This is a genomic window from Bradyrhizobium sp. B039 (assembly GCF_038965675.1).
In the GTDB taxonomy this organism is placed as follows: Bacteria; Pseudomonadota; Alphaproteobacteria; order Rhizobiales; family Xanthobacteraceae; genus Bradyrhizobium; species Bradyrhizobium diazoefficiens.
The window spans coordinates 4985254-5009523 of sequence record NZ_CP152416.1 but is presented as its reverse complement, the minus strand read 5'-3'; the positions used below and the strand labels follow the sequence as shown (position 1 = coordinate 5009523).

The following is a 24270-nucleotide window of genomic DNA, read 5'->3' as shown; positions in this document are numbered from 1 at the left end:
GATGCGCTTCAATAAAGCCGCATCGGCAGCAGGACGCCGTCTGTGCCGGCCAGCAGACCCCAGGTCTCGTTGGCCGCGACCTCGAACTCCCGGCTCGCTGCCGCACCGCCGTCGACCTTGAGCGTGACCTTGTATTTGCCGGGCGGCAGATCGATCTTCTGACTGTCCGGTATTTCGGCTGCGGCACCGTCGGAGTTCGTCAAGTTCTCGCCGGCGTGCGCCGCCAGCTTGATGGTCTGGTCGGCGACGGTGATGACCGCCCCCTCGTCCGACTCGTTGCCGAGCATCAGCTTTGCCTGCCTCGGCCTCGGCAGGAGGCCGGCATTCGCGATACCCGGCTTGCGCAGCGAAAGCTCGGCGATTGTCCTGTCGTTCTGACGGGAAAGCCGGAGCAGGACCGGTCCACGGGGCGTCGTGAAGGTGATCACCGCCCGGTCTGGTTCGACCACCGTCTCGATCCAGCCACGCTTGCCGAGCTCGGCGCGATAGAAGCCGAGCACCGCCGCGAGATCGCGCGGGGTCTCGGCGTAGACCGACGTGATGAACGGCGAATTCTTCGCCGTAGCGATGCTCCAGCTCTCCGGCAGTGGCAGACCGGTGCCCTGGAAAACCCTGGCTTCGAAACCCGCACCTGCGCCCCGTGCGACCGCTCCGACGGGGATGCTGAGCAGTCGTTCGACGAAATTATCCGGAGTGTCATGGCCCCGGACCGCCCACCCCGTTTCGTCAAGATAGTCGTTCACGCCGGTGGTGCGACTCCAGCCGAACCGGATGCTGTCCGCCTCGCTGTACCGGCCGAGGCTGGCCGCGACCGGGCTTGCCAGCACGGCCGTAGCGGCGACCAGTCCGCCGATAAGCAAAGCACCGAGCGTTCGGCTTTTCATGTGCGGATTCCCATCTCGACGAGATCACTGGGCTGAAGGCCCTTGTCCTGAGCTTGGTCGCATCGATCACGCCGGACGTTCACCGCTCGTAGATCGTTGTTTCCGCTTCCGATTCTCGACGGGTTGAGAGGGTCGCCGCAAGCTACGGCTTCACCTGAGGGCTCGCCCCCCGGGCGGGCGTCTCGAACGAAGCGTTGCAAGGAACTGCGGCATCGAAGGCGAAAAGAGGAGCTTGCACTCGACGTGCCGCGAGTGGTCAACTCTGTGACTGGAATAAGCCTGCGGTGCCGGAGGGGACATGATGTTCAGGATTGTGGCGATCGTCGCTGGGTTGGGACTGGCGCTCGCCGGATCGGTGGAGGCTCAGACTCCGCGCAAAGGCGGAACCATCCGGATGACGGCGCCCTACGGTTCCAGCTTCACCAGCCTGGACATTCACACCACGCAGCGCGCCCAGGACGAGATCTACGCCAAGGCGCTGCATCGGTCGCTCTACATCTGGAATTCCGCGGAAGGAAAACCCGTCCTGGAACTTGCCAAGGAGGACGTGGTCTCGGGCGGAGGCCTCGTTCACACCTTCAAGCTGCGCGATGACGCCTATTTCCACAATGGCCGCAAGATGACGGCCGACGACGTCATCTGGTCCTACAACCGCATCATGGACGGCGCCAAGGCCTATCCCGGCGCGCGCTTTGTCCGCGTGATCGAGGGCGCCGCCGCGGTCGAGAAGGGCCAGGCCAAGGAAATCTCCGGCCTGAAGAAGATCGACGACTTCACCCTCGAGATGAAGCTGACCGAGAAGGTCGATCCGGGCTTCTACTTCTTCACCGCGCTGACCTCGATCTATCCCGCCGACGAGGCCGCGAAGGATAGCTTCATCCAGAAGCCGATCGGTCTTGGACCGTTCAAGTTCGTCGAGCACGTGCCGGGATCGCGCATCGTCCTGGAGCGGTGGGACCGCTTCTACAAACCCGGCAAGCCCTACGCCGACAAGGTCATCGTGTCGGTCATGGGCGAGGCCGCGGCGCGCGATGTCGCCTTCCGCAACAAGGAGATCGACACCTCGGTGCTGGGACCTGCGCAGTATGTCGCCTACCAGTCCGACGCCGACCTCAAGGGCACCATCGTCGAGGTCGCCGAGGTCTTCACGCGTTACATGGGGATGAATACTGCATTCAAGCCGTTCGCCGACAAGCGCGTTCGGCAGGCGATCAACTATGCGATCGACACCGACCTGATCATCAACAAGCTGGTCAAGAACAAGGCCTATCGCGCCACCAGCTGGCTGCCGCTGACCTCGCCGCTCTACGACAAGACCATGAAGCCCTATGCCTTCGATCCGGCCAAGGCCAAGCAGCTGCTGACTGAGGCCGGCTATCCCTCTGGCTTCGAGTTCGAATGGACCACCAGCCAGAACGAGAGCTGGGGTTTGCCGATCGTCACGGCCGTCATCCCGATGCTGGACAAGGTGGGCATCAAGGCGAAGGTCAAGCAGGTCGAGACGGCGGTGCTGGCGGAGGTGGTTCGCAGCGGCGACTACCAGGCCTTCATCTATTCCCAGCAGACCGGCCCGGATCCCCAGGCCGCGCTGAAATGCTTCCACTCGTCGACGCCGCAATCGGCGTGCAACTACATGAACTTCAAGAACGCCGATTTCGACAAGCTGATCGACGAGGCCGGGCAGACCGACGACGCCGCAAAGCGCGGCCAGCTGCTGCAAAAGGCCAATGCGCTGCTCTACGAAGAGGCGCCGGTCTGGTTCTTCAACTACAACAAGGCGGTCATGGCGGTGCAGCCGTGGCTCAAGGGGGTCCAGCTGAACGCGACCGAGCTGACCCACCAGAACGTCGAAGACCTCTGGGTCGACGAAACCTCGCCCGCGAAGTGACACCCGCTCTCGCGCTCCCTCCCTCGCGACAAGCGATGGAGGGAGCGAGGAAAAGTGCCGATGCTCTCCTTCCTGATCCGTCGCCTCCTGCAAACCATTCCGACCGTGCTTGCCGTGGTGATGCTGGTCTTCGTGCTGTTCAGCGTGGTTCCCGGCAGCATCGCCTCGACCATGAGCGACGACGTCGATCCGCAGGTCGAGGCGCGCATGAAGAAGCAGCTCGGCCTCGACGAGCCCGTCTACCTGCGCTTCGGCTCCTATATCGCGAAGCTCGCGACCGGTGACTTCGGGACCTCGTTCCGGACGCGCGAGCCGGTCACGACCATGATTGCCAAGCGGATGGGGCCGACCCTGCAATTGATCTTCGCGTCCATGGCATTTGCGGTCGCGATCGGCGTGCCGCTCGGCTTCGTCGCGGCGTTGCGGCCTGGTGGTGTCGTCGACAGCGCGGCGATGGTCGTGGCGGTGTCGGGTCTTTCAATGGCCAAGTTCTGGCTCGGACTGCTGCTGATGTACCTGTTCGCGTTGAAGCTCGGCTGGCTGCCGAGTTTTGGCTATGGCGATGGCGGCCTCAAAAATCTGATCCTGCCGGCCGTGACACTCGGCGTTTCGCCGATGGCGCTGCTGGCGCGAACGACGCGCGCCGCAGTCCTCGAGATCATGCACGCCGACTTTGTCCGCACGGCGCGATCGAAGGGCATGAGCGAGACGCGCGTCGTGAAGTGGCACGTGATGCGCAACGCGCTCGTCCTGATTCTCACGACAATGGGCCTGCAATTCGGCGCGCTGATGGGGCAGGCGGTCGTCGTCGAGAAACTGTTCTCCTGGCCCGGCATCGGCTCGCTGCTCGTCGACAGCGTCCTGCAACGCGACATTCCCGCCGTCCAGGGCTCCATCCTCGTGGTGGTGCTGTTCTTTCTCGCGATCAATCTGCTGATCGACCTGCTTTACGGCGTGATCGATCCCAGGATCAGATACGCATGAAGCTCCGCGCCAATCTCGTCATCGGTGGTGCCTTGTTCGCGCTTGCGATCCTGGTCGGCCTGCTCGCACCCTGGCTGGCGCACACCGATCCCGTCCTGGACGCCAATTTGATGAATGCGGAAGAGCCCCCGAGCTGGACCTGGTGGTTCGGGACCGACGGGCAGGGCCGCGACATCTATTCCCGCGTCGTCTACGGCGCGCGCATCTCGCTGACGGTCGGCATCGTCTCGCAGCTCATCAACAGCGTCATCGGCGTGGCACTGGGCCTGAGCGCCGGCTATTGGGGCGGCTGGTGGGACGATGTCGTCAACGGACTGACCAATCTGATGCTCGCGATCCCCTCGCTGATCTTCGCGCTGGCCATCATGGCGGTGCTTGGACCGGGCCTGACCAGCCTGCTCATCGCACTTGGGCTGACCAACTGGTCCTTTACCTGCCGGATCGCGCGGGCCTCGGCGCTGTCGCTGAGGAGCCAGGGCTACGTGCAGGCGGCAACCGTGCTCGGCTACGGCGATCTGCGGATCATGATCACGCAGCTCCTGCCGAACATGCTCGGACCCATCATCGTCATCGGCACGCTTGGGATGGGCAGCGCGGTCTTGTCCGAAGCAGCCCTTTCGTTCCTCGGCCTCGGCGTCCGCCCGCCTTTTCCGAGCTGGGGCAGCATGCTGTCGGAAGCCCGCGACCAGATCACGACGGCGCCGTGGCTCTCGGTCTTTCCGGGCCTTGCCATCTTCCTGACGGTGCTCGGCCTCAACCTGCTCGGCGACGGCCTGCGCGACATTCTCGATCCGCAATCGCGGAGCCGGCGCACATGACGGGCCCGCCGCTGATCGAAGTCGAGGATTTGCGCATCGATCTCGACGACGGATCGCGGCGCGTTGCGGCGGCCGAGGGCATCTCGTTCCGCATTGATCGTGGCGAGACGTTCGGCCTGGTCGGCGAATCCGGATGCGGCAAGAGCATCACGGCGCTCGCCTTGATCGGCCTGTTGCGGCCGCCGCTGTCGATCGGCGGCGGCGCCATCCGGTTTGAGGGGCGGGAGATCCAGCACCTTTCCGCGGCCAGGCAGCGGGAGCTGCGCGGCAATCGCATCGCCATGATCTTCCAGGAGCCGATGACGGCGCTCAATCCGGTCTCGCCTGTGGGGCGGCAGATCGCCGAGATGTTCGTGCTGCACCAGGGCAAGAGCTGGCGGGAAGCAGACCGGCTGGCGGTCGAGGCGCTGGCGAGCGTCCGCGTCCCCGCGCCCGAGCGACGCGTCAAGGATTACCCGCACCAGCTGTCGGGGGGCATGCGACAGCGCGTGATGATCGCCATCGCGCTCGCATGCGGTCCGGACCTTCTGATCGCCGACGAGCCGACCACCGCGCTCGACGTGACCGTGCAGGCCGAAATCATCGAGCTGATGCGGAATCTGTGCGCCGAGCGAGGAACGGCCATCCTGATGATCAGCCACGATCTCGGCCTGGTCGCCAATGTCTGTCGCCGCGTTGCCGTCATGTATGCCGGCCGCATTGTCGAGGAGCGCGGCTCGGCCGATATCTTCCGGGCGCCCTCGCACCCCTATACGCAAGGCCTGGTCGACTCGCTGCCGCGGCTGGGCAGCCGCGCGGCGCTTGGCCGTACCAGGCTCCAGGAGATCGCGGGCGTCGTGCCGGCGATCACGGCTTTCCCTGATGGCTGCAGGTTCAATCCGCGTTGCGCGCGGGCGACCGATATTTGCCGGACCGCGGCGCCGGAGACGACACGGCTGGACGCGGGCGGTCTGGTGAGGTGTCACCACCATGCATGAACCGCAAGAAAGGCCTGGTGAGGGGAGGCCGGATGACGATGTCATTCTCAGCGTCGAGGATCTCGCGGTTCATTTTCCGCTGGGAGGCGGCTTGCTGGGCCGCGGCCGGCGGCTGCTCCGTGCCGTCGACGGTGTCGATCTCAGGCTGAAGCGCGGCGAATGTCTCGGCCTCGTCGGCGAGTCCGGCTCCGGCAAATCGACGGTCGCATTGTCGATCCTTGGTCTGTTGGGGCCGACGCGCGGCCGCATCGTGCTGGACGGACAGGTCGTGACGAACAGGCAATCCGGCGATCGCAAGGCGCTGGCCCGCATCGTGCAGATGGTCTTCCAGGATCCGTACGCCTCGCTCAACCCGCGCCAGACCGTTCGTCGCACGCTTGAAGATCCGCTGCGGGTGCATGGCGTCACCGCCGCAAGCGAGATCGAGGACCGCGTTGCGACCATGCTCAAGCATGTGGGATTGCGCCCCGAACAGGCGGGCCGCTACCCGCATGAATTCTCGGGCGGCCAGCGCCAGCGCATCGGCATTGCGCGTGCCCTGATCCTCAACCCCAAGATCGTCATCTGCGACGAACCCGTGTCGGCGCTCGATGTCTCGATCCGCGCCCAGATCATCAACCTGCTGCTGGAACTAAAGGAGACGCTCGGCCTGTCCTACATCATGATCAGCCACGACCTCGGCGTGGTCGAGCACATGAGCGACCGCGTCGCCGTGATGTATCTCGGCCGCATCGTGGAGAATGGCGACTGGCGCGAGATCTTCGAACGGCCGGCGCACCCCTATACGCAAGCCCTGATCGCAGCCATCCCCGATCCGCTGCGCCACGCACCGCTCGCGACGACAGGGGGCGATCTTCCCAATCCGCTCAATCCGCCGAATGGATGCGCGTTCAGCCCGCGCTGTCGTCACGCCGAAGCCGTGTGCCGCCAGGAGCCCGGTCCGTCGCTGGAGACGCGTCCCGACGGGCACGCGGTGCGGTGCTGGCGGGCTGACGAGATTGCGGGGCAGGCGGCATTGGCCTCGACCGAAAGCGGACATCCCTAGAATGGAGGGCGCGTCCGTTGCCGGATCCCAAGTTCGCCGGCTGCCAGCGCTAGCAGCGTCAATTTCTGTGGAACGTCGATGCCCGCTTTAGTGCGCTGACCATGGCCATGAGATTGACGGTCGCGGCTTCTTGGCCTCGGGCCGCTCCGGGGTTCGCGCCGGCCTTTGCGCTTGGACGACATTGGCCGACTGCCGCGGACGTGGCAGCGGTATGTCAGGCACCGCTTTGGGCTCTTCAGAGCTCAGCGTTGGTGGCGCTTCGGGCATCGTCTTTGGTTCTTCGGGGCTCGTCGTTGGTGACGTTTCGGGGATTGCCTTTGGCTGTGAAGCGTTGGCGATGACGCGGGCGAGTTGGTCCTGACTTGCGTTGAGCCGCTCGGTGAGCGTCTGGCTTTCGCGCGCCATTTGCATCTGATCGGCCTTGATCTGGAAGATGATGCCGTTGTTGCGCTCCGATTCCTCTCGACTCGCCCTGAGTTGGCTTGCCAGATTTTCATTGTCGCGGATCAATTGTTCCTGCCTCGCCTTAAGCTGTTCGACCGTTTGGCTCAAGGCAGCGAGATCACGCGCCATCGGTTGAAACTGCTGCGACAACTCGGAACGCAGGACAACGGCGCTCGGCACGACCGCCTCCGGCGCGGCGCGAGCCAGAGGTGCTGGGTCGGAGGGAGGCATCTTTGCTGCATCAGCGGAGAATGACCACCACCAGGCAACCACACCAAGGGATGCCGCCAACAGGAATCCGACGGAAGCCACATATCGCCAATCCGCCTGAAGCGTTGCGAGGGTGATGGAGGACCGCTCGATGCTGATCGGCGCGGCCGAAGAACTGACTCCTGCTTCGCGTGCCAGGTTCGACAGTTGCTCCTCCAAGCTTGCGATCTGCCCTTCCACGAGCCTGTCGTCTAGCATGGAGTTCATTTGATGCTCCGTATCAAAATGCAATGGCAATCGCGTGAGAGCGATCCGCGCTACGGCGAGCGAACACTCAACGCATCGGTTCTTGGGCCTGCGAGGATTGTTTCTTGCCAGCCGCTCGGTGTTGATTTTTAACGCAGCCGAGGAGGGCGGAACTATGTTCGTACTTGGAGAACTATGGAAGGAGTGCTGACCCTTCACCGCCTGCTTCGCGTTCGCGCGGTCGGACGCCGGCGCCGAAGCGCCGGCGTGCCGCCAACTTTTATTGGGCAGAAATGCCCACCGTTGTTTGCGACTTCACAACCGGCGGCGGATTCCATTTGCCGGTCAGCGCTTCCGACTTCGGCGCGTACAGGCGCATGGTCAGATTGAACGGCGCCTTCGGTGCAGGAAGCCAGTTGGCTTCGAGCTCCTTGCCGGGGCTCGCGTTCTGGAAATAGAGGTCGAGCGATCCATCCGCATTGTACTTGAACGGCATCCAGCTGGAGACCGCAAAACGGTTCAGCGTGTTGCCGACCTGGAAGCCGTCCTGATCGTAGAGCGTGATCGACCAGAACGCGTTGACAGGCGGCGTGGCGCCCTTCTCGAAGGTGACGGTGTATTTGTTCGCGCCATCGAGCGGCTTACCGGTGTCGTCGGCGAGATTGAGCGGATAGATGGCATCCTCGACCACGTTGGCGCCAAGCCCCTGCTGCGCGACAATGGCCCGCTTCAGGTAGTAGTTGCCGTAAACACCCATCGTGTCGGTGTTCATCCCCCAGCCGTTGGCAACCCGCGCCAGCGTCGGCACCTTCCAGGCCATCAGCTTCTGCGCGTCCTGCGGTGCGGTCTCCAGCGCTCTTTGCACGGCCGGGTCGAGCTTGCCGATGTCAAAGCTCTTGCCGGGCTCGATGCCGATTTTCTTCATCTGCGCGAGGATCGGTTCGTCGGTGACGTGAGGCGGATGCAGCTTCAGCAATTCCGCGGCATAGGCGAAATACACCCCCGCCGTCATGGTATCGACCTGCGTCTTTGGCGGCGTCTTCATGTCGACGCTTGGGTCCGGCTTGAATTCGACCGGCCTGGGCGTTTTGCCATACTCGGAAAGCAGGGTGACCTTGTAGCCGGCCTGGATCTTGTGGACCGCATCATAATCCGGCGGCCCGTCGGTCTTAGTCCGGCCGATCAGCCAGACGTAGGGCGTTGGCGCGTCGATGCGCTGGGTGTCTTTTGGAAGCTTGAACTCCTCGGCGAATCTGTCCCGCAGATCCGGCCGCCAGTTCGCCGGCGCCACCAGGAACGTCCCGGCCTTGGTGCCCGTCGTGCGCCAGCCCGGCGATGCGAAGACGTCCGTCCACATGTCGAGCATCGGCAGCAGATAGTAGCGCCCATCGGTATCCGGTGCTGAGATGACAACCGGCTCCTTGGTCATGTCGAGCCAGGAGGCCGAATACAGCGTATCGAAGTTGGACCGCACCACGCCTTTGAAATCCGCCGGCGGGTATTCGGGCACGTTGACGAACGTGTTCATCGGTCCCCTGAAATCGGTCGTGCCGTTGGTGAATTGCTTGCGGGATACATCCATCGACATGATGGAGTAGAAGTAAACATAGGCGTCGACCGCGATGGCGTGCGCCTCCTGTTCGGTGATCGGCGGCGCCGATTGAGCCAGCGCTGCGGGTGCCGTCGCCGCACCAAGGCAGAGAGACAATGTCAGTGGCAGGAATCCTCGAAACATCTCGAACCTCCTCTGCTGATGATTGATTTGGATTTACGCCTTCGTTCAATTCTCCTTGTCCAACGTCGGAATCGTCTCGCCTCTCGTGACGGTCGAGCCCGGCGAATTTTCGATCATTTGATCCACATCATATCGCCGGGACCTCGACCCACGCGTCGCGCGCGTTCCCCGCGTCTTCGTTCGTCTCAATGACAGGGTGGAGGCGGGGCTGCCGCGTTCTGGGCGAACGCTGTTTCGGTCCCGCGCAACGGCGCGGTTACGGTGAGCATTCCGAAAATCTGATTCAGTATTGTGTTACGCATGACATCATTCCTTGTACAAAAAACTACGGAACGACTTGAAACACTCGTGCTTGGGCGCGCCATTGCGAGGCAATGTGCAATGCATCAAACGCCTGACGGCGTATTCGGAAATCGAAACGAGGCGTGGTGGAAACGTTGCAACGAGGCGATTATAGATAGTTCTGGAAAGCTCCTTGCGAATGAAACGCTAGCACAACCGCCCAGTGAGGACCAGCCTTGGTCGTTATTTTGTGCCTCTACTTCGTCGCGCTATGGGCCGGCGTGGAGGCGAACCGGAGCACGCCGCGCTAAGGTGGGGGGCGGGCGCGGACAACGCCGGTGTTTCTGCTATAGTGCGACATTCGAACTCGCGGGGCGGCCGCTTCAAGGGTTGAAATCATGCACAGAGCATCTGGATCATTACTGTTTGCCATCGCTTTTATTCTTCTTGGTCCGCAAGCGCGCGCGCAGCAACTTCCGGCCGAAACGATTCAGGGAATGCTGGCGGCCCAGATCCGCACACAAGGCTTCACTTGCGAAAAGCCACTCGGCGCAAGGAAGGATGCGAAGTTGTCTCGACCTGATCGCGACGTTTGGGTTCTGAAATGCAGCAACGCCATGTACAGGATCTCGCGCGTTCCCGACATGGCGGCAAAGGTCGAACCGCTCCGCTGAGCTCGACGCTCTCTACGGATTGGCGCCGTGATGGAATTGCGCCGGTGTTTTGCCCGACGTGTCGAACGTCCTGGCGGCGAGGGCTCAAGCCATGCCTCACGGTCGTCTCAGCTCCCGCTGATGCCGACCAGGCGAGGGCGGCGGTTTGCGAGCGGGTTCTCGGCCGGCAGGGCGCGCAGCCATTCGCGAAAACTGACGATCTCGGGACAATCCGCGGTGCCTTCAGGCGCGATCAGCCAATCGCCGAGGCCCGACCCCTCGTTGAGCCGGTCGCAGCGATAGCCCGGATGGCGGCTGAGGCCGCGGGCAATCAGCAGGTCCACCTTGCCCTCGACCAATTCGTGCAGGCCGGCGGGCTGCAGCACCCGCAAACCGATGTCCGCATGCGCGCTGCGAAACTCCGCCAGATCGAGGCGGCGCAGGTCGAAGCTGCCATGGACTCCCAGTTGCAGCAGCACAGTACCTGACGGTTTCAATTGCGAAGTCGCCTCCGCAATGTGGCGAAAGCCTTCGGAGACCCCGGGCAGATAGGCCTGACCGGCCGCCGTGAGGATGAGCTGCTTGTGCAGCCGCTCGAACAGCTGCACGCCGAGGCGTGCCTCCAGCGCCTTCACCTGCTGCCCCACGGCGGCGGGTGTCACGTGTAGCTCGTGGGCGGCGAGCTTGAAGCTGAGATGCCGTGCGGCGGCCTCGAAGGCGCGGAGCGCGTTGAGCGGGGGAAGGGCGTAGGTCATTGCGCCGCAGTTTGACACCGATGGGCCGTGGCCTTGCAATAGATTTTCTTGCGCTGAACCGCAGGAATGATGCTTTGCGCCGAGGCGATGTCGCCGGTTACGGTCAGCCCGCAATCCGGAGAAACCCCATGCCCTCAGCTCAAATCGTCAGCCACAATCCCGCAGCGGTCCACCCTCCCGCCGGCGGTTACAGCATGGGACTTGAACTGACGCAGCATCGCCGCCTCTTGTTCATCAGCGGCCAAGTGCCCGAGAGATCCGACGGCACCGTGCCCGAAGGTTTCGAGGCGCAATGCGAGCAGGCCTGGCGCAACGTCATCGAGGTGCTCGCCGCCGCGGGCCTTGGCGTCGAGCATCTGGTCAAGGTCACCACGTTCCTGACCGAACGGGATCAAGTCGTGCCCAACCGCGCCATTCGCCGCACGGTGCTCGGCGAACACCGGCCTGCGCTCACGGTCGTGATCGTCGAGACCGTTGACAGCAAATGGCTGCTGGAGATCGAGGCGATCGCTGCGGAATGAGGCCGGCTTCGCCGACCTTGCAAACAGCCAATTATGTCAGGTGCCCAATGGCCGAGAACATCCATCCCTTCTACGAGACGCATCGGGGCGCAATGGAAGCCGCCATGCGTAATCGACTCGACCTTGCCGAGCCGATGTTGCGCGAGCGCGCGCATCTCACCGACATCGGCGGGATCAGACGGGAGGTGATGGACGAATTCGAGATCGTGCTCACCCAAATGCCCTATGTCGGGGGCGCGGCAAGCCGCATGAGCGATTTCTTCATGCGTCTCATGGGCTTCATGGCCATCAGCCGGGTGCTGCGGCGACACGGCGTGCCGCTGGCCGTGATCGGCGAGATCGAGCGCGAAACCTACAAGGCGCAATTGCTCACCGACCCCGAAACGGAACGTCTCGCCTCGGGCCGTCAGTTCATGTCGCCGGAGAACCAGGCTTTGCTGCGCGCGCAGGCTGCAGGAAGTGTTACTGAAAGCCATCAGGAAGAGTTTCCGGAGGATTTCGTTTACGATTTCGTCGAGCCGGGGCCGGATGACAATTTCGAGTTCGGCATCAACTACAAGGCTTGCGGCTTCTGCAAATTCGCGGCTCGCCATGGCGACAAGGACATCCTGCCGAACATCTGTGGACTTGATTTCGACGCCTATGCAACGCGAGGCATCCGCCTGGAGAGGACACAAACCTTGGCTGGCGGCGCGAGCCACTGCAATTTCCGATTCTCGCGGCTGCCGTCGGAGTAGAACCGTCACACTGAGGTGGCCGCTTCTTCAGCCGCCCTCGAAGGGCGACGGCCCGGCTGCATCTCGGCCGTTCATCCTTCGAGGCTCCGCGTGCGATTCCTTCGCATCGCCTGCCTCGCACCTCCAGCGACAACGGCTTCGCCGTTGCGCGGGGATGACGGATCATTGTTCCTGCGGTCTTGGAAAGCTGCACGGACGTACCAGTTGCAACGATGACATCCTGCACCTGTTTTGCCCGACGGGTCAAATGTCGGTGCGGTCGCACTCGCGCAGTCGCGAGTTTGGTAAGCGACTGAACTTCCTCACAGTGTCTACTGTGCATGGGGTTGTTTTCGCGCTTTTTGTTTTGAGGGCTGGCTACTCCGCCGCCTTCTCCCTCAACCGCTGGGCGTAGACGTTGATGATCAAGGCCGCCAGCAGGATCAGGCCACGGATCAGGATCTTCAAAAAGCTGTCGATGTTGACGTGGTCGAGGCCGTTATTCAGGACCCCCAGGACGAAGAGCCCGACGATGGTGTTGCCGATGCCGCCGCGGCCGCCGAACAGGCTGGTGCCGCCGACCACGACGGCGGCGATGGAGTCGAGCAAATAGGTGTCGAACTCGTTCTGCTGCGCGCTGCCGAAATGGGCGACGCCCAGCATGCCGCCGATGCCGGAGCACACCGCCGAGATCACCATCACCGCGCCGAGGATGAACTTGACGTTGAGGCCGGAATATTCGGCGGCCTCGCGGTTGCCGCCGACCATGTAGACGTAGCGGCCGAAGCGCGTGTAGGTCAGCACCAGATGGCCGCCGAGCAGCATGATGGCCGCGACGATGACGATCCAGGGGATGCCGCCGATCGATCCGGAGCCGAGCGTCGTGATCAGGCCGGGCACCTTGTAGGCGATCTGGCCGCGCACCAGCAGCGCCGAGATGCCGGCGGCGATCTGCATCATCGCCAATGTCATGATGAAGGAAGGGATGCCGATCACGGTCAGGCCCAGCGCGTTGACGAGGCCGAGCAGGGCGCAGAGCAGGATCGACAGGATGATCGCAACCGCGCCGGGCAGGGGGATGTTGGCGATGTTGACGTAGGATTCTTGCAGCGTGAAATAGGCAACCGCGATGCCGGTGACGTTGGCGATGCTGGCGATCGACAGGTCGATCTCGGCGCAGAGGATCACGAAGGTGAGGCCGACGGCGATGATGCCTGTCACCGACACCTGCGTCAGGATGTTGCCGAGATTGTCGAGCGTGGCGAAGGAGGGGCTGGCGAAGGCGAAGAAGGCGGACAGGAAGATCAGCGTCAGGAACGGCGCGATGTTGCGCATCTGCGAGCGCAGGAAGGGCGCCAGACCACGCGCCCGATGAGCTTCAGCAAAGGCCGTCTCACTGCTCGCCATGGTGCTTCTCCGTCACGCCGCTTCCAGCAGGCGGTCCTTGCTGACCGGCTCGTTCGAAAATTCCCGCACCAGTGCGCCGCGCTTGAGCACGAGGATGCGGTCGGCCAGCGACAGCACCGTCTCCGGCTCGGTCGACAGCACGATGATCGCGAGCCCCCTGGCGCGAAGGTCGCGGACGATGTTGATGACGTCGTTCTTGGCGCCCACGTCCATGCCGCGGGTCGGCTCGCACAGCACCAGCAGCTTCGGCGGATAGGTCAGCCATTTCGCCAGCGCGACCTTCTGCTGGTTGCCGCCGGAGAGCATGCCGAGATCGAGGCCGACCACCGGCGGCCTGATCTGCAATTGCTCGACCTGGCGCCTGGCGATGTCGCGCTCCTGTGCCGGCTTGAGCAGCAGCGACGAGATGCGATCCAGAATGCTGATCGAGATGTTCTTGTAGACCGGCTCCTGGTGAAACAGCATGTCGCGCCGGCTCTCCGGCACCAGCGCGACGCCCGCGCGGCGCGCAGCCGCCGTGCTGGCGAAGGTCTTGGGTTTGCCCTCGACGGCGAGCGTGCCGCCGTCCGGCTTCAGCTTGCCGAACAGGATGCGCGACAGCTCCTGCTGCCCGCAACCCATGAAGCCGTAGATGCCGAGCACCTCGCCGGCGCGCGCCTCGAAGGAGATGTCCTTCAGGCTGCGCGCCAGCGAGAGCTGGTCGACCTTCAGCACCACCGAGCTGCCGCTCGGCTGGGGCAGCATCAGATCGTCGGTGTAGCTATGCTCGAGCGCTTCGCCGCCGCGGCCGATCATGGCCTCGATCAGCGCGCCCTTGCTGGTCGCCGCGCTCGCTGTCTCCGCGATCTTCCGTCCGTTGCGGAACACGGTCACCGTGTCCGACACGAGCAAGATGTCCTCGATGAAATGCGAGATGAAGACGATTGCGGTGCCTTCCTCGCGCAGGCGCCGGAGCGTCGCGAACAGCCGCTCGACCTCGGGCGGGGAGAGGGCGGAGGTCGGCTCGTCCAGGATGACGATGCGGGCGCCGGAGAACAGCACGCGGGCGATCTCGATCAGCTGCTGGAGCCCGATCGGGAGGTCGCCGAGCCGGCTCATCGGATCGACGTCGATGCCGAAGCGGGCAAGCTGCTCGCCGGCCTCGCGCGCCATGCGCCGCCACTGCACCAGACCGAGGGCGTTGGTCGGTTGGTTGCCAAGGAAGACGTTCTCCGCGACCGTGAGGTCGGGCGCGACAGAGAGCTCCTGGTGCACCATGGCGATGCCGGCCGCATGCGCGTCGCGCGTCGAGCGGAAATGGGTCTCCTTCCCGTCGAGCAGGAAACGGCCGGAGAATTCGGTGTGCACGCCGGCGATGATCTTCATCAGCGTGCTTTTCCCGGCGCCGTTCTCGCCGACGAGACCGTGAATCTCGCCGGGATGAAGCGCGAAGTCGACACCACGAAGCGCCTCGACGCCGCCGAAGCTCTTCGTGATGCCTTGCAGTTCCAGGATGGGCGAACGATCCTCTCGCATTGCAGATCAGATCTTGGAGGCTCAGATCAGGAAGTGATCCTGCATCCACTGCATCCCGGCGGCGTTGGCCTTGGTCACGACCGGGCCGTCGGTGACGACGTTCTTCGGGATGCCCTGTCCGCTCTTCTCGCCGCCGACGACGGCGGAAACGCCCGCGATGATCGCACCGCCATGGATGCGGCAGGACGGATTGCGCACGGTCGCGAACATGCGGCCCTCGCTCACCGCCTGGATTGCCGGCGGCATCGCGTCGACGCCGCCGATCAGGATGTTGGTGCGGCCCCGCGCCTTCATGATGTTGGCAGCGGCCAGCGCCATGTCGTCATTGTGGAAGAACGCCGCGTCGATCTGCGGATATTTCGTCAGATAGGTTTCCCAGAGGCGCGCGGTCTTCGAGACGTCCCAATCGGCCGGCTGGGTGTCGAGCACCTCGATGCCGGGAAATTGCTTGACGACGTTGTTGAAGCCCTTGGCGCGGCCCTGCGCGCCGGTATGGCCGAGCGCGCCCTGCGTCATGATGATCTTACCCTTGCCGCCCATGGCGTTGCACAGCGCCTGCGTCACCGAGGCGCCCATGAACTCGTTGTCGGGAGCGAGGAAGGAGTGGACGTTGATCTGGTCGAGCGGAGCGATCAGCGTGTCCATGTCGATCACGGGCGTGCCGGCGTCGATCATCTTCTGCACGGGCTGGGTGAGGGTGCCGATGCCGAAGGCCTGGATCGCGACGAAATCCCATTTCTGCGAGGCCATGTTGTCGATCGCGGCGCGCTGCTTCACCGCATCGAGCTGGCCGTCGAACCAGGTGACTTCGACGTTGAACAGCTTGCCCCAGAATTCCGCGGCCTGCTTGCCCTGCGCACACCAGGTGGCCTGGAGGCCGGCGTTGGAGAACGCCGCCTTCAGCGGCTTCTCCGATCGTCCGACTTCGGCTGCCAATGCGGGCTTTATGCCCATGCTGCCGAGGATGGCAGTTGCGGCGCCGGCGGTCGCTGCCGCCTGAAGAAGATCGCGCCTCGTCGTCGAGAAATCTTTCGTCCCGGACATCGCTCGCTCCCATAGATTTTGGCGTCGGCGCGTCATTGATTGCGCGACCGAGGCGGAAAGTGTCTCACAATCGAGGAGTTCACGCCACCCAATCTGCGATTGCGCGCAACGTCGCGGCGAGCCGTGGTGGTGCAGCGCAAAGCGTCAGGCCGGAACGGCGACGTATGCCTCGATGTCGGTCAGCAACGTATCCCAGGCCTGCGCGATCTCGGCCGACCATGCATCGCCGAGCAGGTCGCGTAGCGTATCCCTGATGATGGCGAAGAAGGCGATGAACAGCTCGCGCGGCGTGCCATAGGCATCGTGCGAGACGATTTCGCAGGCGATCAGCCGGAAATGTCCGCTGCGTGTCCCGGCGAAATCGAGGATCGCCTCGATCGTCAGCGCAAGCATCGATCCCTTGACGAGATCGCTGCCTTGCGAGCGGAACATCGTCCGCGTTTCCGGGTGTTCGTCGAAAAGACGCCGGTAGACCAGCGGCGTGAGATCCGCGCAGCGCGAGGCCGCGCGTTCAAAGCTCTGTTCGATCGGATTGGGGGAGATAGTCATCGGCGTAGGCGCCATGCAGACAAAAAAAGAGCGGGGCCCTAGCCCCGCTCAAAAATTGTGTCGACCCTATTATCCCCGATTCTAAGATTTGCTCTTGATTGACGGGGCGACGCTGCGTTTTGCGCGCCAGGGGCTCCTCCCGAGACTTGGACCACCAGACTTCGACCTCTCGGCCAGCCTGAGCAAGAGGGATGCTAGATCAACTTTTCTCACTTGTCATCATTTTCGGCAACGATTGTTCAAAATAAGAGCAGTTAACGAAACGATCGGGCTTTTAGCCATGTAAGCATATGACAAATATAAGAAATCTGTGGATGGGCGGGGCGGATCGGTTGCCTCAAATGCCGGACCCGCCCCCGGATGGGGCGCCCCCGACCACGGTTTTCGGCAAATTTGCGCTGGATCAAGAAGGCGGCGGAACTGACCTCGACTCAGGTCCCGGCGCGGTGTTTAGTTAGCGCACGAACGAATGGTTCGGCGGATGCGCGCACGGCTGCAAAAATTCCTACCCCTGGTCCTGCTCGCCCTGGCGATGCAGGTGCTGGCGCCGATCGCCGCCTGCTGGGCGGCCGGCCAGGCCGTGGCCGATCCGCTGTCGGCCGCCGTCATCTGCCACAGTGCGAATGAACAGGGCGGCCTGAACGATCAGACGGGCACGCCAACCGCGCATGGTGCTGCGTGCGCGCTCTGCTGCCTGGCCCAGGCCAATGCGTCGCTCGATTCGCCGCCAGAGGTTGCGCTCGCCATTCCCTTCCGCCATGCCGAATGTGTGGCGTGGCACGTGGCGGACGCATCCGCTGTTTCCGTCCATAAGGACGGAAGTGCTCAGGCGCGCGCGCCTCCTCGATTTTCCTGACGACCCTCGGTGTCGCCGCGGTCCGTCCGCTGGCGACTGATGCTGTCGAACAGCCGGGAAGAAAGCCGGCGTCAGGAATGCCTCATGTTACGTTGCCATGCCCGCCGTGGCGTGAGCGTCGTTGCCGTTCAGGCCGCGCTGCTTGCGTCGTCGAGCGGAGCCTTCGCCCAAAGCAGCAGCGCAGTGCTGCCGCCGGTGACCGTCGACGCGCCCGCTGCAGTGAAGCCCAAGCCACGCAAGCCGGCCGCTAATACGGCTGCCGCCAGGAACCGGTCGGCAAAGCCCGCCGGCGAGCGCGCGGCTCCTGCTGTTGCCAGCGAGCAGGGAGCGGCCAGCGCCCGAGCGTCGCTGGATCCGCCGGCCGCCGTGGCGCGCTATCAATTGCCGCAGCGCTCCTTCAGCGTCACGGCGAAGGAGGTCGATGAGACGATCAACCTCAAGGACCCCGAGGACGCCGTCAAATACATGCCGAGCCTGTTCGTGCGAAAGCGGAACGACGGCGACAATCAGGCGGTGCTCGCGACGCGAAGCTGGGGGCTGAACTCCAGTGCGCGCACGCTGGTCTACTACGATGACCTCCTCATCTCGGCGCTGATCGGCAACAACAACACGAACTCCTCGCCAAGATGGAACCTGATCTCGCCGGAAGCGATCGGGCGGGTCGATTACCTCAACGGTCCGTTCGCGGCCGCCTATCCCGGCAATTCGATTGGCGGCGTGCTGCTGATCACGTCAAAAATGCCGGACAAGCCGTTTGCGGTCGCCAAGGAAACGGTGTCGGTGATGCCGTGGAATCAGTACGGCACCAAGGACACCTACGTGACCAGTCAGACCAGTGCGGCCGCGGGTAATCGCGACGGCGCGCTGTCCTGGCTTGTCAGCGCCAATTACCTCGACAGTTTTCAGCAACCGTTGAGCTACACAACCTTCGGCACCACGCTTGGGGTGGGACCTGCCGGCACGACGGGAACGATCGCCGCCCAGAACAAGGCAGGTGGTGTCGCCAATGTCGTCGGCACCGGCGCGCTGGCGCATTCGCAGCAGACCTCGGGCAATCTGCGGCTCGCCTACGACATCACGCCGCTGGTGCAGGCGACGTACTCGTTCGGCATCTGGAACAATCACCAGACCTCCGATCCGCAGACCTATCTGAGGTCGACTGTGACGGGTCTGCCGACTTTCGGGGGCGTCAGCAGCTTTGCCAACAGCAAATACACCTGGGATCAGATCCATGTGAGCAATGCCGTCTCGCTCAAAAGCGATACCAAGGGTGTCTTCGACTTCGACCTCGCGGCCTCAAGCTACAACTATCTCCAGGACATCCAGGTCAGTCCCTATACGGTCTCGCCGTCGCCGGGCCTTGGCTATTCCCTGAACGGCAAGGTGACGCGGATGGATGGCACCAACTGGCAGAACGCCGACGCCAAGGGCATCTGGCGTCCGCTGGGCTATGACGGCGCGCACGAGGTCAGCTTTGGCATCCACGGCGACCGGTACCGGCTCGAAAACCCGGTCTATGCTTCGAGCGTCTGGTATAACACGCCATCGACGGGCAACGGCCAGCTCTATTCGACCGGCGTCGGCGAGACGCGCACTGGGGCTTTGTGGGTGCAGGACGCCTGGAAGATCATCCCGACTGTCAAGTTGACACTCGGCGGACGGCTGGAGAGCTGGCAGGCAGTTGAAGGCTTCAATCTCAACACCATGGCCACCAGCGCCGGCGTCATCACGTCCGTTGTGCCGACATGGCAACCGGGGCTGTCCTCGACCAACTTCTCGCCGAAGGCGTCGCTGTCGTTCGATCCGAACAAGGACTGGAATATCTCGGCGAATTTCGGTGAGGCGTACCGCTATCCGACGGTCACCGAACTCTATCAAAACATCACCGTCAACGGCGTCACCTATCTTGCCAATCCGCTGCTGTCGCCGGAGCAGGATTTCACCGGCGAGCTCAATCTTGAGCGGCGCTGGGTGGATGGTCGGGTGCGGCTCACGGTATTCGGCGAGCGGACCAACAATGCACTGATCTCACAGTCGACCACGGTGACCGACGCAAGTGGGGCGCAGTCTGTGCAGACAGCGATCAGCAACGTCGCCGCGATCCGGATGCAGGGCGTAGAATTGTCTGCCGACAAGGATAACGTTCTCATCGCGGGCTTGCAGGTGTTTGGTAGCGTGACCTACGTCGACTCGCGGATCATCTCTGACCCGAGCTGGAAGGGCGCGACCACCGTCGTCGGCAAGCGCGTGCCTTACGTGCCCGACTGGCGCGCCAAGTTCGGTGTCACCTACAGGCCGAATGAGAATTGGGCCTATACGGTCGCGGCCCGCTACAGCGGCAAGCAGTACTCGACGCTGGACAACACCGATCGCATCTCCCACGTTTACGGCGCGTTCGATAACTTTTTCGTTGTGGACTTGAAGATGCACTATAACGCGACGAAGAATTTCGCGTTCGACTTCGGCATCGATAATCTCTTCAACGAGCAGTACTTCCTGTTCCATCCGTTCCCGGGGCGAACCTTCGTTCTCGCCGGCAAGTACACGTTCTGAAGGGTGGGGCGATGTTAACGACGACAAGAAAGGTAACGACATGAACAAGCTCTCACGCATCTTCGCACTGGCGGCGCTCTCGGCCGTCGTGTTCGCCGCACCCGCGTCGGCCGACGACGTCAAGGCCGGCGATCTCGTCATCTCGCAGGCGTGGAGCCGGGCGACGCCGGGCGGCGCCAAGGTCGCGGGCGGCTATCTCACCATCGAGAACAAGGGCACAGTGGCAGACAAGCTGGTCAGCGTTTCCGCCGATATCGCCGGCAAGGCAGAGGTCCACGAGATGGCGATGGACAATGGCGTGATGAAGATGCGCCAGCTTGACAAGGGGCTCGTGATCGAGCCGGGCAAGACCGTGAAGTTCGCGCCCGGCGGCTATCATTTGATGCTCCAGGAGCTGAAGGGTCCGTTCAAGCAGGGCGACAAGGTGCCGGTGACGCTTCAGTTCGAGAAGGCCGGCAAGGTCGCCGTTTCCCTGGACGTCCAGGGCGTCGGCGCGCAGGCGCCCGGCGACGGCGGGCACATGATGAAGAAAATGCCGGACCATTCGGGAATGAAGATGTGACGAGCATGATCAGGACCTTCGGGAGACCGAACATGTCGAAGCGAACCTGGCTGATCCTTCTCGGCGTGCTTGCGGCAGCGCCGGCAAATGCGCACGTCTTCCTCGAGGGCAAGCAGGCGAGTGTGGGGGCGTCGTACAAGGCCGTCTTCGCCGTGCCGCACGGCTGCGCGGGCTCGCCCACGGTGAAGATCCGCGTCCAGATCCCCGAAGGGGTGATCGCGGTGAAGCCGATGCCGAAGGCGGGCTGGAGCGTCGATGTCGTCGAGGGCCAATATGCCAGCGAGTACGACTATCACGGCAACAAGCTCGCCTCGGGCGTCAAGGAGGTGTCGTGGTCCGGCGGCAAGCTGCCGGACAAGAACTATGACGAGTTCGTCATGCACACGGTGCTGACCGACAAGCTGAAGCCGAACACGACCCTGTACTTTCCCGTCGTCCAGGAGTGCGAGGCCGGCGTCAGCCGCTGGATCGAAATTCCGGCGGAGGGGGCAGGGCATTCGCACGAGGGCAAGTCGCCCGCGCCTGGCGTGAAGCTGTTGCCAAAACCCTGATGCGCGTTCTCGCCGCGCTCGCGACGCTGCTCCTGATTGTCGGCTTCGCGACCGGCGCGTCGGCGCATGCCGCGCTCGTCTCGGTCGAGCCGGCGAGTGGCAGCATCCTGAAAACGGCGCCGAAGGCGGTGGAGCTGCGCTTCAACGAGGCGGTGACGCCGGGCGCGATTCTGCTGATCGACGGCGCGGGCAGGGCGCGGGACGATGCCAGCGTCAGCGCATCGGGCGAGACAATCTCGGTCGCGCTGCCGCCGGACCTGCCGCAGGGAACGGCGGTGGTCAGCTATCGCGTGATCTCGCAGGACGGCCATCCCGTCTCGGGATCGGTGGTCTTTTCGATTGGCACGCCGACGGCGACGAAGCCTCCGACCTCTACGGATAGCGGGCTGAACGCGCTGATCTGGCTGGCGCGGGTCGGTCTCTATCTCGGGCTGTTCGTCGGCGTCGGCGGCGTGTTCTTTGCGCGCTGGATCGCGTGGTCGATGATCGGGATGACCGTTCCGCGCGTAGCGCTCGCCATCGGTATTCCGAGTGCCACGGCGTCGCTTGGCGCGTTGGGCCTCGATCTCCTCGGGCTGCCGCCAGCGGCTCTCTCGACGGCTGCTCCCTGGAAGGTCGCATTCGCGACCAGCGCCGGCCCCGCGCTGCTGGTTGCCATTGGCGCGATGCTGCTCGCCTTGATGGCGTTGCGCAGCGCTTGGTATGCGCGTGCTCTTGCGAGCATCGCGCTCGTCGGCGTCGGTCTGTCGCTCGCCATGACGGGGCACGCTGCAACGGCGCCGCCGGAGGCGTTGACCCGGCCGGCGATCTTTCTCCACGGCCTCGGCGTCAGCATCTGGATCGGTGCTCTCGCGCCGCTCATCGCGCTGGTGTCGAAGCCGACGATCGCGACTCTTCCCGTCGTGAACCGCTTTTCGCGCATCGCTGCGCTGGCGGTCGGCGTGCTGGCCTTGACCGGCCTCGCACTCGCGATCGTTCAGCTCGAAAAGCCGGCAGCGCTGGTCGAGACCCGCTACGGACTGATTCTCTCGACCAAGCTTGCGTTGGTCACAGGATTGCTGGCGCTCGCCGCGCTGAATCGGTTCCGGTTGACGCCGGCCCTCGCCCGGGGCGAGAAAGGAACGCCCGCGCTCAAGCGCTCGATCCTGCTGGAAGGCGCGATTGCACTCGCGATCCTTGCCGTTGTCGCCGGCTGGCGCTTCACGCCGCCGCCGCGGACCATCGTCCCGGAGACGCCCTTGGTGGTCCACATCCATACCGACAAGGCGATGTTCCAGGTCCTGGTTTCGCCGGGCAAGGCCGGTGTAGATGACTTCGTGCTCCAGCTCATGACCGGTGAAGCAACGCCGCTGGCGGCCAAGGAGGTGACGCTGACCCTGAGCCTGCCCGAGCGCGGTATCGAGCCGATGGAGCGGGACGCCTCGCTCGGGCCGGATGGCTATTGGCATGTAGGCAAGGTGGAGCTGCCCTTTGCCGGCCGCTGGCATGTGCGGATCGATGCGTTGGTGACCGACTTCGAGAAGATCACGCTCGAGGACGAGCTTGAGGTGACGCCGTAAGGGGCGCCGCTGCGGCTCAAGCAGAACCTGAAGTCGACGGAAAATTGACAAGGAATCCCGCCGTGTTAGCGGCTTTTCCTCATTCCCGGTCTTGTGTTTTCGCTCCCAATCCGGTTTCACTGCAACCCCTCACTGATTCCCCGAGTGTTGCCATGCGGTTGTCGCGGTTCTTTCTGCCCATCCTGAAGGAAAATCCGAAAGAGGCGGAGATCGTCTCGCATCGGCTCATGCTGCGCGCCGGCATGATCCGGCAGGAGGCGGCCGGCATCTATGCCTGGCTGCCGCTCGGCTTCCGCGTGCTGAAGAAGATCGAGCAGATCGTGCGCGAGGAGCAGGACCGCTCAGGCGCACTGGAACTTCTGATGCCGACGCTCCAGCTCGCCGACCTCTGGCGCGAGAGCGGCCGCTACGACGCCTACGGTCCGGAGATGCTGCGCATCGCCGATCGCCACAAGCGCGAGCTGCTGTACGGGCCGACCAACGAGGAAATGATCACCGAGATCTTCCGCGCCTATGTGAAGTCCTACAAGAACCTGCCGCTGAATCTCTATCATATCCAATGGAAATTCCGCGACGAGCAGCGTCCGCGCTTCGGCGTGATGCGCGGCCGCGAATTCCTGATGAAGGACGCCTATTCCTTCGATCTCAACGAGGCGGCGGCGCGCGTCGCCTACAACAAGATGTTCGTCGCATATCTGCGCACCTTCGCGCGGATGGGGCTGAAGGCGATCCCGATGCGCGCCGAGACCGGGCCGATCGGCGGCGATCTCAGCCACGAATTCATTGTGCTCGCCGAAACCGGCGAATCCGGCGTGTTCATCAATCGCGACGTGCTGGACCTGCCGGTGCCGGGCGAGGACGTCGACTATGAGAGCGACCTCACGCCGATCATCAAGCAATGGACGTCGGTCTACGCTGCGACCGAGGACGTGCACGACGCCGCACGTTTCGAGCAGGAAGTGCCGGAAGCCAAGCGGCTCAACACCCGCGGCATCGAGGTCGGCCAGATCTTCTATTTCGGCACGAAGTATTCCGAGCCGATGAAGGCGATGGTGGCCGGCCCCGACGGTGTCGACGTGCCGATCCATGGCGGCTCCTACGGTGTCGGCGTCTCGCGCCTGCTCGGCGCCATCATCGAGGCCTGCCATGACGACGCCGGCATCAAATGGCCGGAAGCCGTCGCCCCGTTCCGCGCGGTGGTGCTGAACCTCAAGCAGGGCGATGCCGCGGTGGATGCGGCCTGCGAGAAGCTCTATGCGGAGCTCCAGGCCAAGGGCGTCGACGTGCTCTATGACGACACCGACCAGCGCGCCGGCGCCAAATTCGCCGCCGCCGACCTGATCGGCATTCCCTGGCAGATCATGATCGGGCCGAAGGGGCTCGCGGACGGCAAGGTCGAGCTCAAGCGCCGCAGCGACGGCTCACGCGAGACCATGTCGCCAGCGGACGCGGTCGCAAGACTTGTGGGCTGATAAGCCTGGTCGGCTGAATATTGTTCATCGCGCGATATCGCGGC

At 63.7% G+C, this 24270-nt stretch carries 22 protein-coding genes; 14 read left to right on the top strand and 8 right to left on the bottom strand.

What is annotated here, in order from left to right; genetic code table 11:
* Positions 1 to 8: 8 nt before the first annotated feature.
* On the bottom strand, positions 9 to 884 hold the full coding sequence (locus tag AAFG50_RS23405; RefSeq protein WP_028171721.1) for a hypothetical protein: 876 nt from the start codon (positions 882 to 884) through the stop codon (positions 9 to 11).
* A gap of 298 nt (positions 885 to 1182) precedes the next feature.
* On the opposite strand from AAFG50_RS23405, the gene AAFG50_RS23400 reads away from it, so the two are divergent.
* The 5 genes from AAFG50_RS23400 to AAFG50_RS23380 are packed head-to-tail and all read left to right on the top strand — an operon-like array spanning position 1183 to position 6596.
* Positions 1183 to 2772, top strand: a complete 1590-nt coding sequence (locus AAFG50_RS23400; protein WP_028171722.1) for an ABC transporter substrate-binding protein — start codon at positions 1183 to 1185, stop codon at positions 2770 to 2772.
* Positions 2773 to 2832: 60 nt separating this feature from the next.
* The gene (locus tag AAFG50_RS23395; RefSeq protein ID WP_028171723.1) at positions 2833 to 3756 is read left to right on the top strand and encodes an ABC transporter permease; all 924 of its coding nucleotides are present in this window, start codon (positions 2833 to 2835) and stop codon (positions 3754 to 3756) included.
* Positions 3753 to 4574, top strand: a complete 822-nt coding sequence (locus AAFG50_RS23390; RefSeq protein WP_011087661.1) for an ABC transporter permease — start codon at positions 3753 to 3755, stop codon at positions 4572 to 4574. Before AAFG50_RS23395 ends, AAFG50_RS23390 begins: the two co-directional genes overlap by 4 nt.
* Positions 4571 to 5551, top strand: coding sequence for an ABC transporter ATP-binding protein (locus AAFG50_RS23385; RefSeq protein WP_028171724.1), 981 nt, complete (start codon positions 4571 to 4573; stop codon positions 5549 to 5551). Before AAFG50_RS23390 ends, AAFG50_RS23385 begins: the two co-directional genes overlap by 4 nt.
* The gene (locus AAFG50_RS23380; protein ID WP_028171725.1) at positions 5544 to 6596 is read left to right on the top strand and encodes an oligopeptide/dipeptide ABC transporter ATP-binding protein; all 1053 of its coding nucleotides are present in this window, start codon (positions 5544 to 5546) and stop codon (positions 6594 to 6596) included. The genes AAFG50_RS23385 and AAFG50_RS23380 overlap by 8 nt, the downstream gene beginning before the upstream one ends.
* Before the next feature lie 87 nt (positions 6597 to 6683).
* Here the strand turns inward: AAFG50_RS23380 and AAFG50_RS23375 are convergent, their stop codons facing one another.
* Positions 6684 to 7517 carry a hypothetical protein gene (locus tag AAFG50_RS23375; protein WP_028171726.1) on the bottom strand — a complete coding sequence of 278 codons (834 nt, stop codon included), beginning with the start codon at positions 7515 to 7517 and terminating at the stop codon, positions 6684 to 6686.
* A 259-nt stretch (positions 7518 to 7776) separates the two neighbouring features.
* Positions 7777 to 9231: a DUF1254 domain-containing protein gene (locus AAFG50_RS23370; protein ID WP_011087657.1), complete on the bottom strand. Its 1455-nt coding sequence runs from the start codon at positions 9229 to 9231 to the stop codon at positions 7777 to 7779.
* A 680-nt stretch (positions 9232 to 9911) separates the two neighbouring features.
* On the opposite strand from AAFG50_RS23370, the gene AAFG50_RS23365 reads away from it, so the two are divergent.
* Complete coding sequence (locus AAFG50_RS23365) at positions 9912 to 10187, top strand: hypothetical protein (RefSeq protein WP_028171727.1); 276 nt, start codon at positions 9912 to 9914, stop codon at positions 10185 to 10187.
* Between the two features lie 107 nt (positions 10188 to 10294).
* Here AAFG50_RS23365 and AAFG50_RS23360 read toward each other — a convergent pair whose 3' ends face one another.
* A complete protein-coding gene (locus AAFG50_RS23360) occupies positions 10295 to 10921 on the bottom strand; it encodes a LysR family transcriptional regulator (protein ID WP_011087656.1) in 627 nt (208 codons plus the stop codon).
* A gap of 128 nt (positions 10922 to 11049) precedes the next feature.
* Between AAFG50_RS23360 and AAFG50_RS23355 the strand changes: the two genes are divergently transcribed.
* Both AAFG50_RS23355 and AAFG50_RS23350 read left to right on the top strand, forming a co-directional pair.
* Positions 11050 to 11442 carry a RidA family protein gene (locus AAFG50_RS23355; RefSeq protein ID WP_028171728.1) on the top strand — a complete coding sequence of 131 codons (393 nt, stop codon included), beginning with the start codon at positions 11050 to 11052 and terminating at the stop codon, positions 11440 to 11442.
* A gap of 47 nt (positions 11443 to 11489) precedes the next feature.
* Positions 11490 to 12179, top strand: coding sequence for an L-2-amino-thiazoline-4-carboxylic acid hydrolase (locus tag AAFG50_RS23350; protein ID WP_028171729.1), 690 nt, complete (start codon positions 11490 to 11492; stop codon positions 12177 to 12179).
* Positions 12180 to 12536: 357 nt separating this feature from the next.
* Here AAFG50_RS23350 and AAFG50_RS23345 read toward each other — a convergent pair whose 3' ends face one another.
* From AAFG50_RS23345 to AAFG50_RS23330, 4 genes are all read right to left on the bottom strand, one after another.
* The gene (locus tag AAFG50_RS23345; RefSeq protein WP_028171730.1) at positions 12537 to 13565 is read right to left on the bottom strand and encodes an ABC transporter permease; all 1029 of its coding nucleotides are present in this window, start codon (positions 13563 to 13565) and stop codon (positions 12537 to 12539) included.
* Positions 13566 to 13577: 12 nt separating this feature from the next.
* Positions 13578 to 15080: a sugar ABC transporter ATP-binding protein gene (locus tag AAFG50_RS23340; RefSeq protein ID WP_011087652.1), complete on the bottom strand. Its 1503-nt coding sequence runs from the start codon at positions 15078 to 15080 to the stop codon at positions 13578 to 13580.
* A 21-nt stretch (positions 15081 to 15101) separates the two neighbouring features.
* Positions 15102 to 16124 carry a sugar ABC transporter substrate-binding protein gene (locus AAFG50_RS23335; protein ID WP_028171731.1) on the bottom strand — a complete coding sequence of 341 codons (1023 nt, stop codon included), beginning with the start codon at positions 16122 to 16124 and terminating at the stop codon, positions 15102 to 15104.
* A gap of 144 nt (positions 16125 to 16268) precedes the next feature.
* On the bottom strand, positions 16269 to 16673 hold the full coding sequence (locus AAFG50_RS23330) for a globin (protein WP_028171732.1): 405 nt from the start codon (positions 16671 to 16673) through the stop codon (positions 16269 to 16271).
* 481 nt (positions 16674 to 17154) lie between these two features.
* Between AAFG50_RS23330 and AAFG50_RS23325 the strand changes: the two genes are divergently transcribed.
* The 6 genes from AAFG50_RS23325 to proS all read left to right on the top strand — a co-directional run bounded on the left by AAFG50_RS23325 (position 17155) and on the right by proS (position 24226).
* Positions 17155 to 17529, top strand: a complete 375-nt coding sequence (locus AAFG50_RS23325) for a DUF2946 domain-containing protein (protein ID WP_028171733.1) — start codon at positions 17155 to 17157, stop codon at positions 17527 to 17529.
* Between the two features lie 84 nt (positions 17530 to 17613).
* Positions 17614 to 20082, top strand: a complete 2469-nt coding sequence (locus tag AAFG50_RS23320) for a TonB-dependent receptor (RefSeq protein ID WP_063623007.1) — start codon at positions 17614 to 17616, stop codon at positions 20080 to 20082.
* A 40-nt stretch (positions 20083 to 20122) separates the two neighbouring features.
* Complete coding sequence (locus AAFG50_RS23315; protein ID WP_028171735.1) at positions 20123 to 20644, top strand: copper chaperone PCu(A)C; 522 nt, start codon at positions 20123 to 20125, stop codon at positions 20642 to 20644.
* Between the two features lie 32 nt (positions 20645 to 20676).
* Complete coding sequence (locus AAFG50_RS23310; RefSeq protein ID WP_028171736.1) at positions 20677 to 21195, top strand: DUF1775 domain-containing protein; 519 nt, start codon at positions 20677 to 20679, stop codon at positions 21193 to 21195.
* Positions 21195 to 22754 (top strand): CopD family protein, encoded by a 1560-nt coding sequence (locus tag AAFG50_RS23305; RefSeq protein ID WP_028171737.1) that lies wholly within the window; start codon positions 21195 to 21197, stop codon positions 22752 to 22754. The genes AAFG50_RS23310 and AAFG50_RS23305 overlap by 1 nt, the downstream gene beginning before the upstream one ends.
* A 152-nt stretch (positions 22755 to 22906) precedes the next feature.
* The gene (proS, locus tag AAFG50_RS23300) at positions 22907 to 24226 is read left to right on the top strand and encodes a proline--tRNA ligase (RefSeq protein ID WP_011087644.1); all 1320 of its coding nucleotides are present in this window, start codon (positions 22907 to 22909) and stop codon (positions 24224 to 24226) included.
* Positions 24227 to 24270: the final 44 nt, after the last annotated feature.

Coding starts and splice junctions, on each gene's coding strand:
- AAFG50_RS23405 (WP_028171721.1), bottom strand. CDS start 884: ATGAAAAGCCGAACGCTCGGTGCTTTGCTTATCGGCGGACTGGTCGCC.
- AAFG50_RS23400 (WP_028171722.1), top strand. CDS start 1,183: ATGATGTTCAGGATTGTGGCGATCGTCGCTGGGTTGGGACTGGCGCTC.
- AAFG50_RS23395 (WP_028171723.1), top strand. CDS start 2,833: ATGCTCTCCTTCCTGATCCGTCGCCTCCTGCAAACCATTCCGACCGTG.
- AAFG50_RS23390 (WP_011087661.1), top strand. CDS start 3,753: ATGAAGCTCCGCGCCAATCTCGTCATCGGTGGTGCCTTGTTCGCGCTT.
- AAFG50_RS23385 (WP_028171724.1), top strand. CDS start 4,571: ATGACGGGCCCGCCGCTGATCGAAGTCGAGGATTTGCGCATCGATCTC.
- AAFG50_RS23380 (WP_028171725.1), top strand. CDS start 5,544: ATGCATGAACCGCAAGAAAGGCCTGGTGAGGGGAGGCCGGATGACGAT.
- AAFG50_RS23375 (WP_028171726.1), bottom strand. CDS start 7,517: ATGAACTCCATGCTAGACGACAGGCTCGTGGAAGGGCAGATCGCAAGC.
- AAFG50_RS23370 (WP_011087657.1), bottom strand. CDS start 9,231: ATGTTTCGAGGATTCCTGCCACTGACATTGTCTCTCTGCCTTGGTGCG.
- AAFG50_RS23365 (WP_028171727.1), top strand. CDS start 9,912: ATGCACAGAGCATCTGGATCATTACTGTTTGCCATCGCTTTTATTCTT.
- AAFG50_RS23360 (WP_011087656.1), bottom strand. CDS start 10,921: ATGACCTACGCCCTTCCCCCGCTCAACGCGCTCCGCGCCTTCGAGGCC.
- AAFG50_RS23355 (WP_028171728.1), top strand. CDS start 11,050: ATGCCCTCAGCTCAAATCGTCAGCCACAATCCCGCAGCGGTCCACCCT.
- AAFG50_RS23350 (WP_028171729.1), top strand. CDS start 11,490: ATGGCCGAGAACATCCATCCCTTCTACGAGACGCATCGGGGCGCAATG.
- AAFG50_RS23345 (WP_028171730.1), bottom strand. CDS start 13,565: ATGGCGAGCAGTGAGACGGCCTTTGCTGAAGCTCATCGGGCGCGTGGT.
- AAFG50_RS23340 (WP_011087652.1), bottom strand. CDS start 15,080: ATGCGAGAGGATCGTTCGCCCATCCTGGAACTGCAAGGCATCACGAAG.
- AAFG50_RS23335 (WP_028171731.1), bottom strand. CDS start 16,124: ATGTCCGGGACGAAAGATTTCTCGACGACGAGGCGCGATCTTCTTCAG.
- AAFG50_RS23330 (WP_028171732.1), bottom strand. CDS start 16,673: ATGACTATCTCCCCCAATCCGATCGAACAGAGCTTTGAACGCGCGGCC.
- AAFG50_RS23325 (WP_028171733.1), top strand. CDS start 17,155: ATGCGCGCACGGCTGCAAAAATTCCTACCCCTGGTCCTGCTCGCCCTG.
- AAFG50_RS23320 (WP_063623007.1), top strand. CDS start 17,614: ATGTTACGTTGCCATGCCCGCCGTGGCGTGAGCGTCGTTGCCGTTCAG.
- AAFG50_RS23315 (WP_028171735.1), top strand. CDS start 20,123: ATGAACAAGCTCTCACGCATCTTCGCACTGGCGGCGCTCTCGGCCGTC.
- AAFG50_RS23310 (WP_028171736.1), top strand. CDS start 20,677: ATGTCGAAGCGAACCTGGCTGATCCTTCTCGGCGTGCTTGCGGCAGCG.
- AAFG50_RS23305 (WP_028171737.1), top strand. CDS start 21,195: ATGCGCGTTCTCGCCGCGCTCGCGACGCTGCTCCTGATTGTCGGCTTC.
- proS (WP_011087644.1), top strand. CDS start 22,907: ATGCGGTTGTCGCGGTTCTTTCTGCCCATCCTGAAGGAAAATCCGAAA.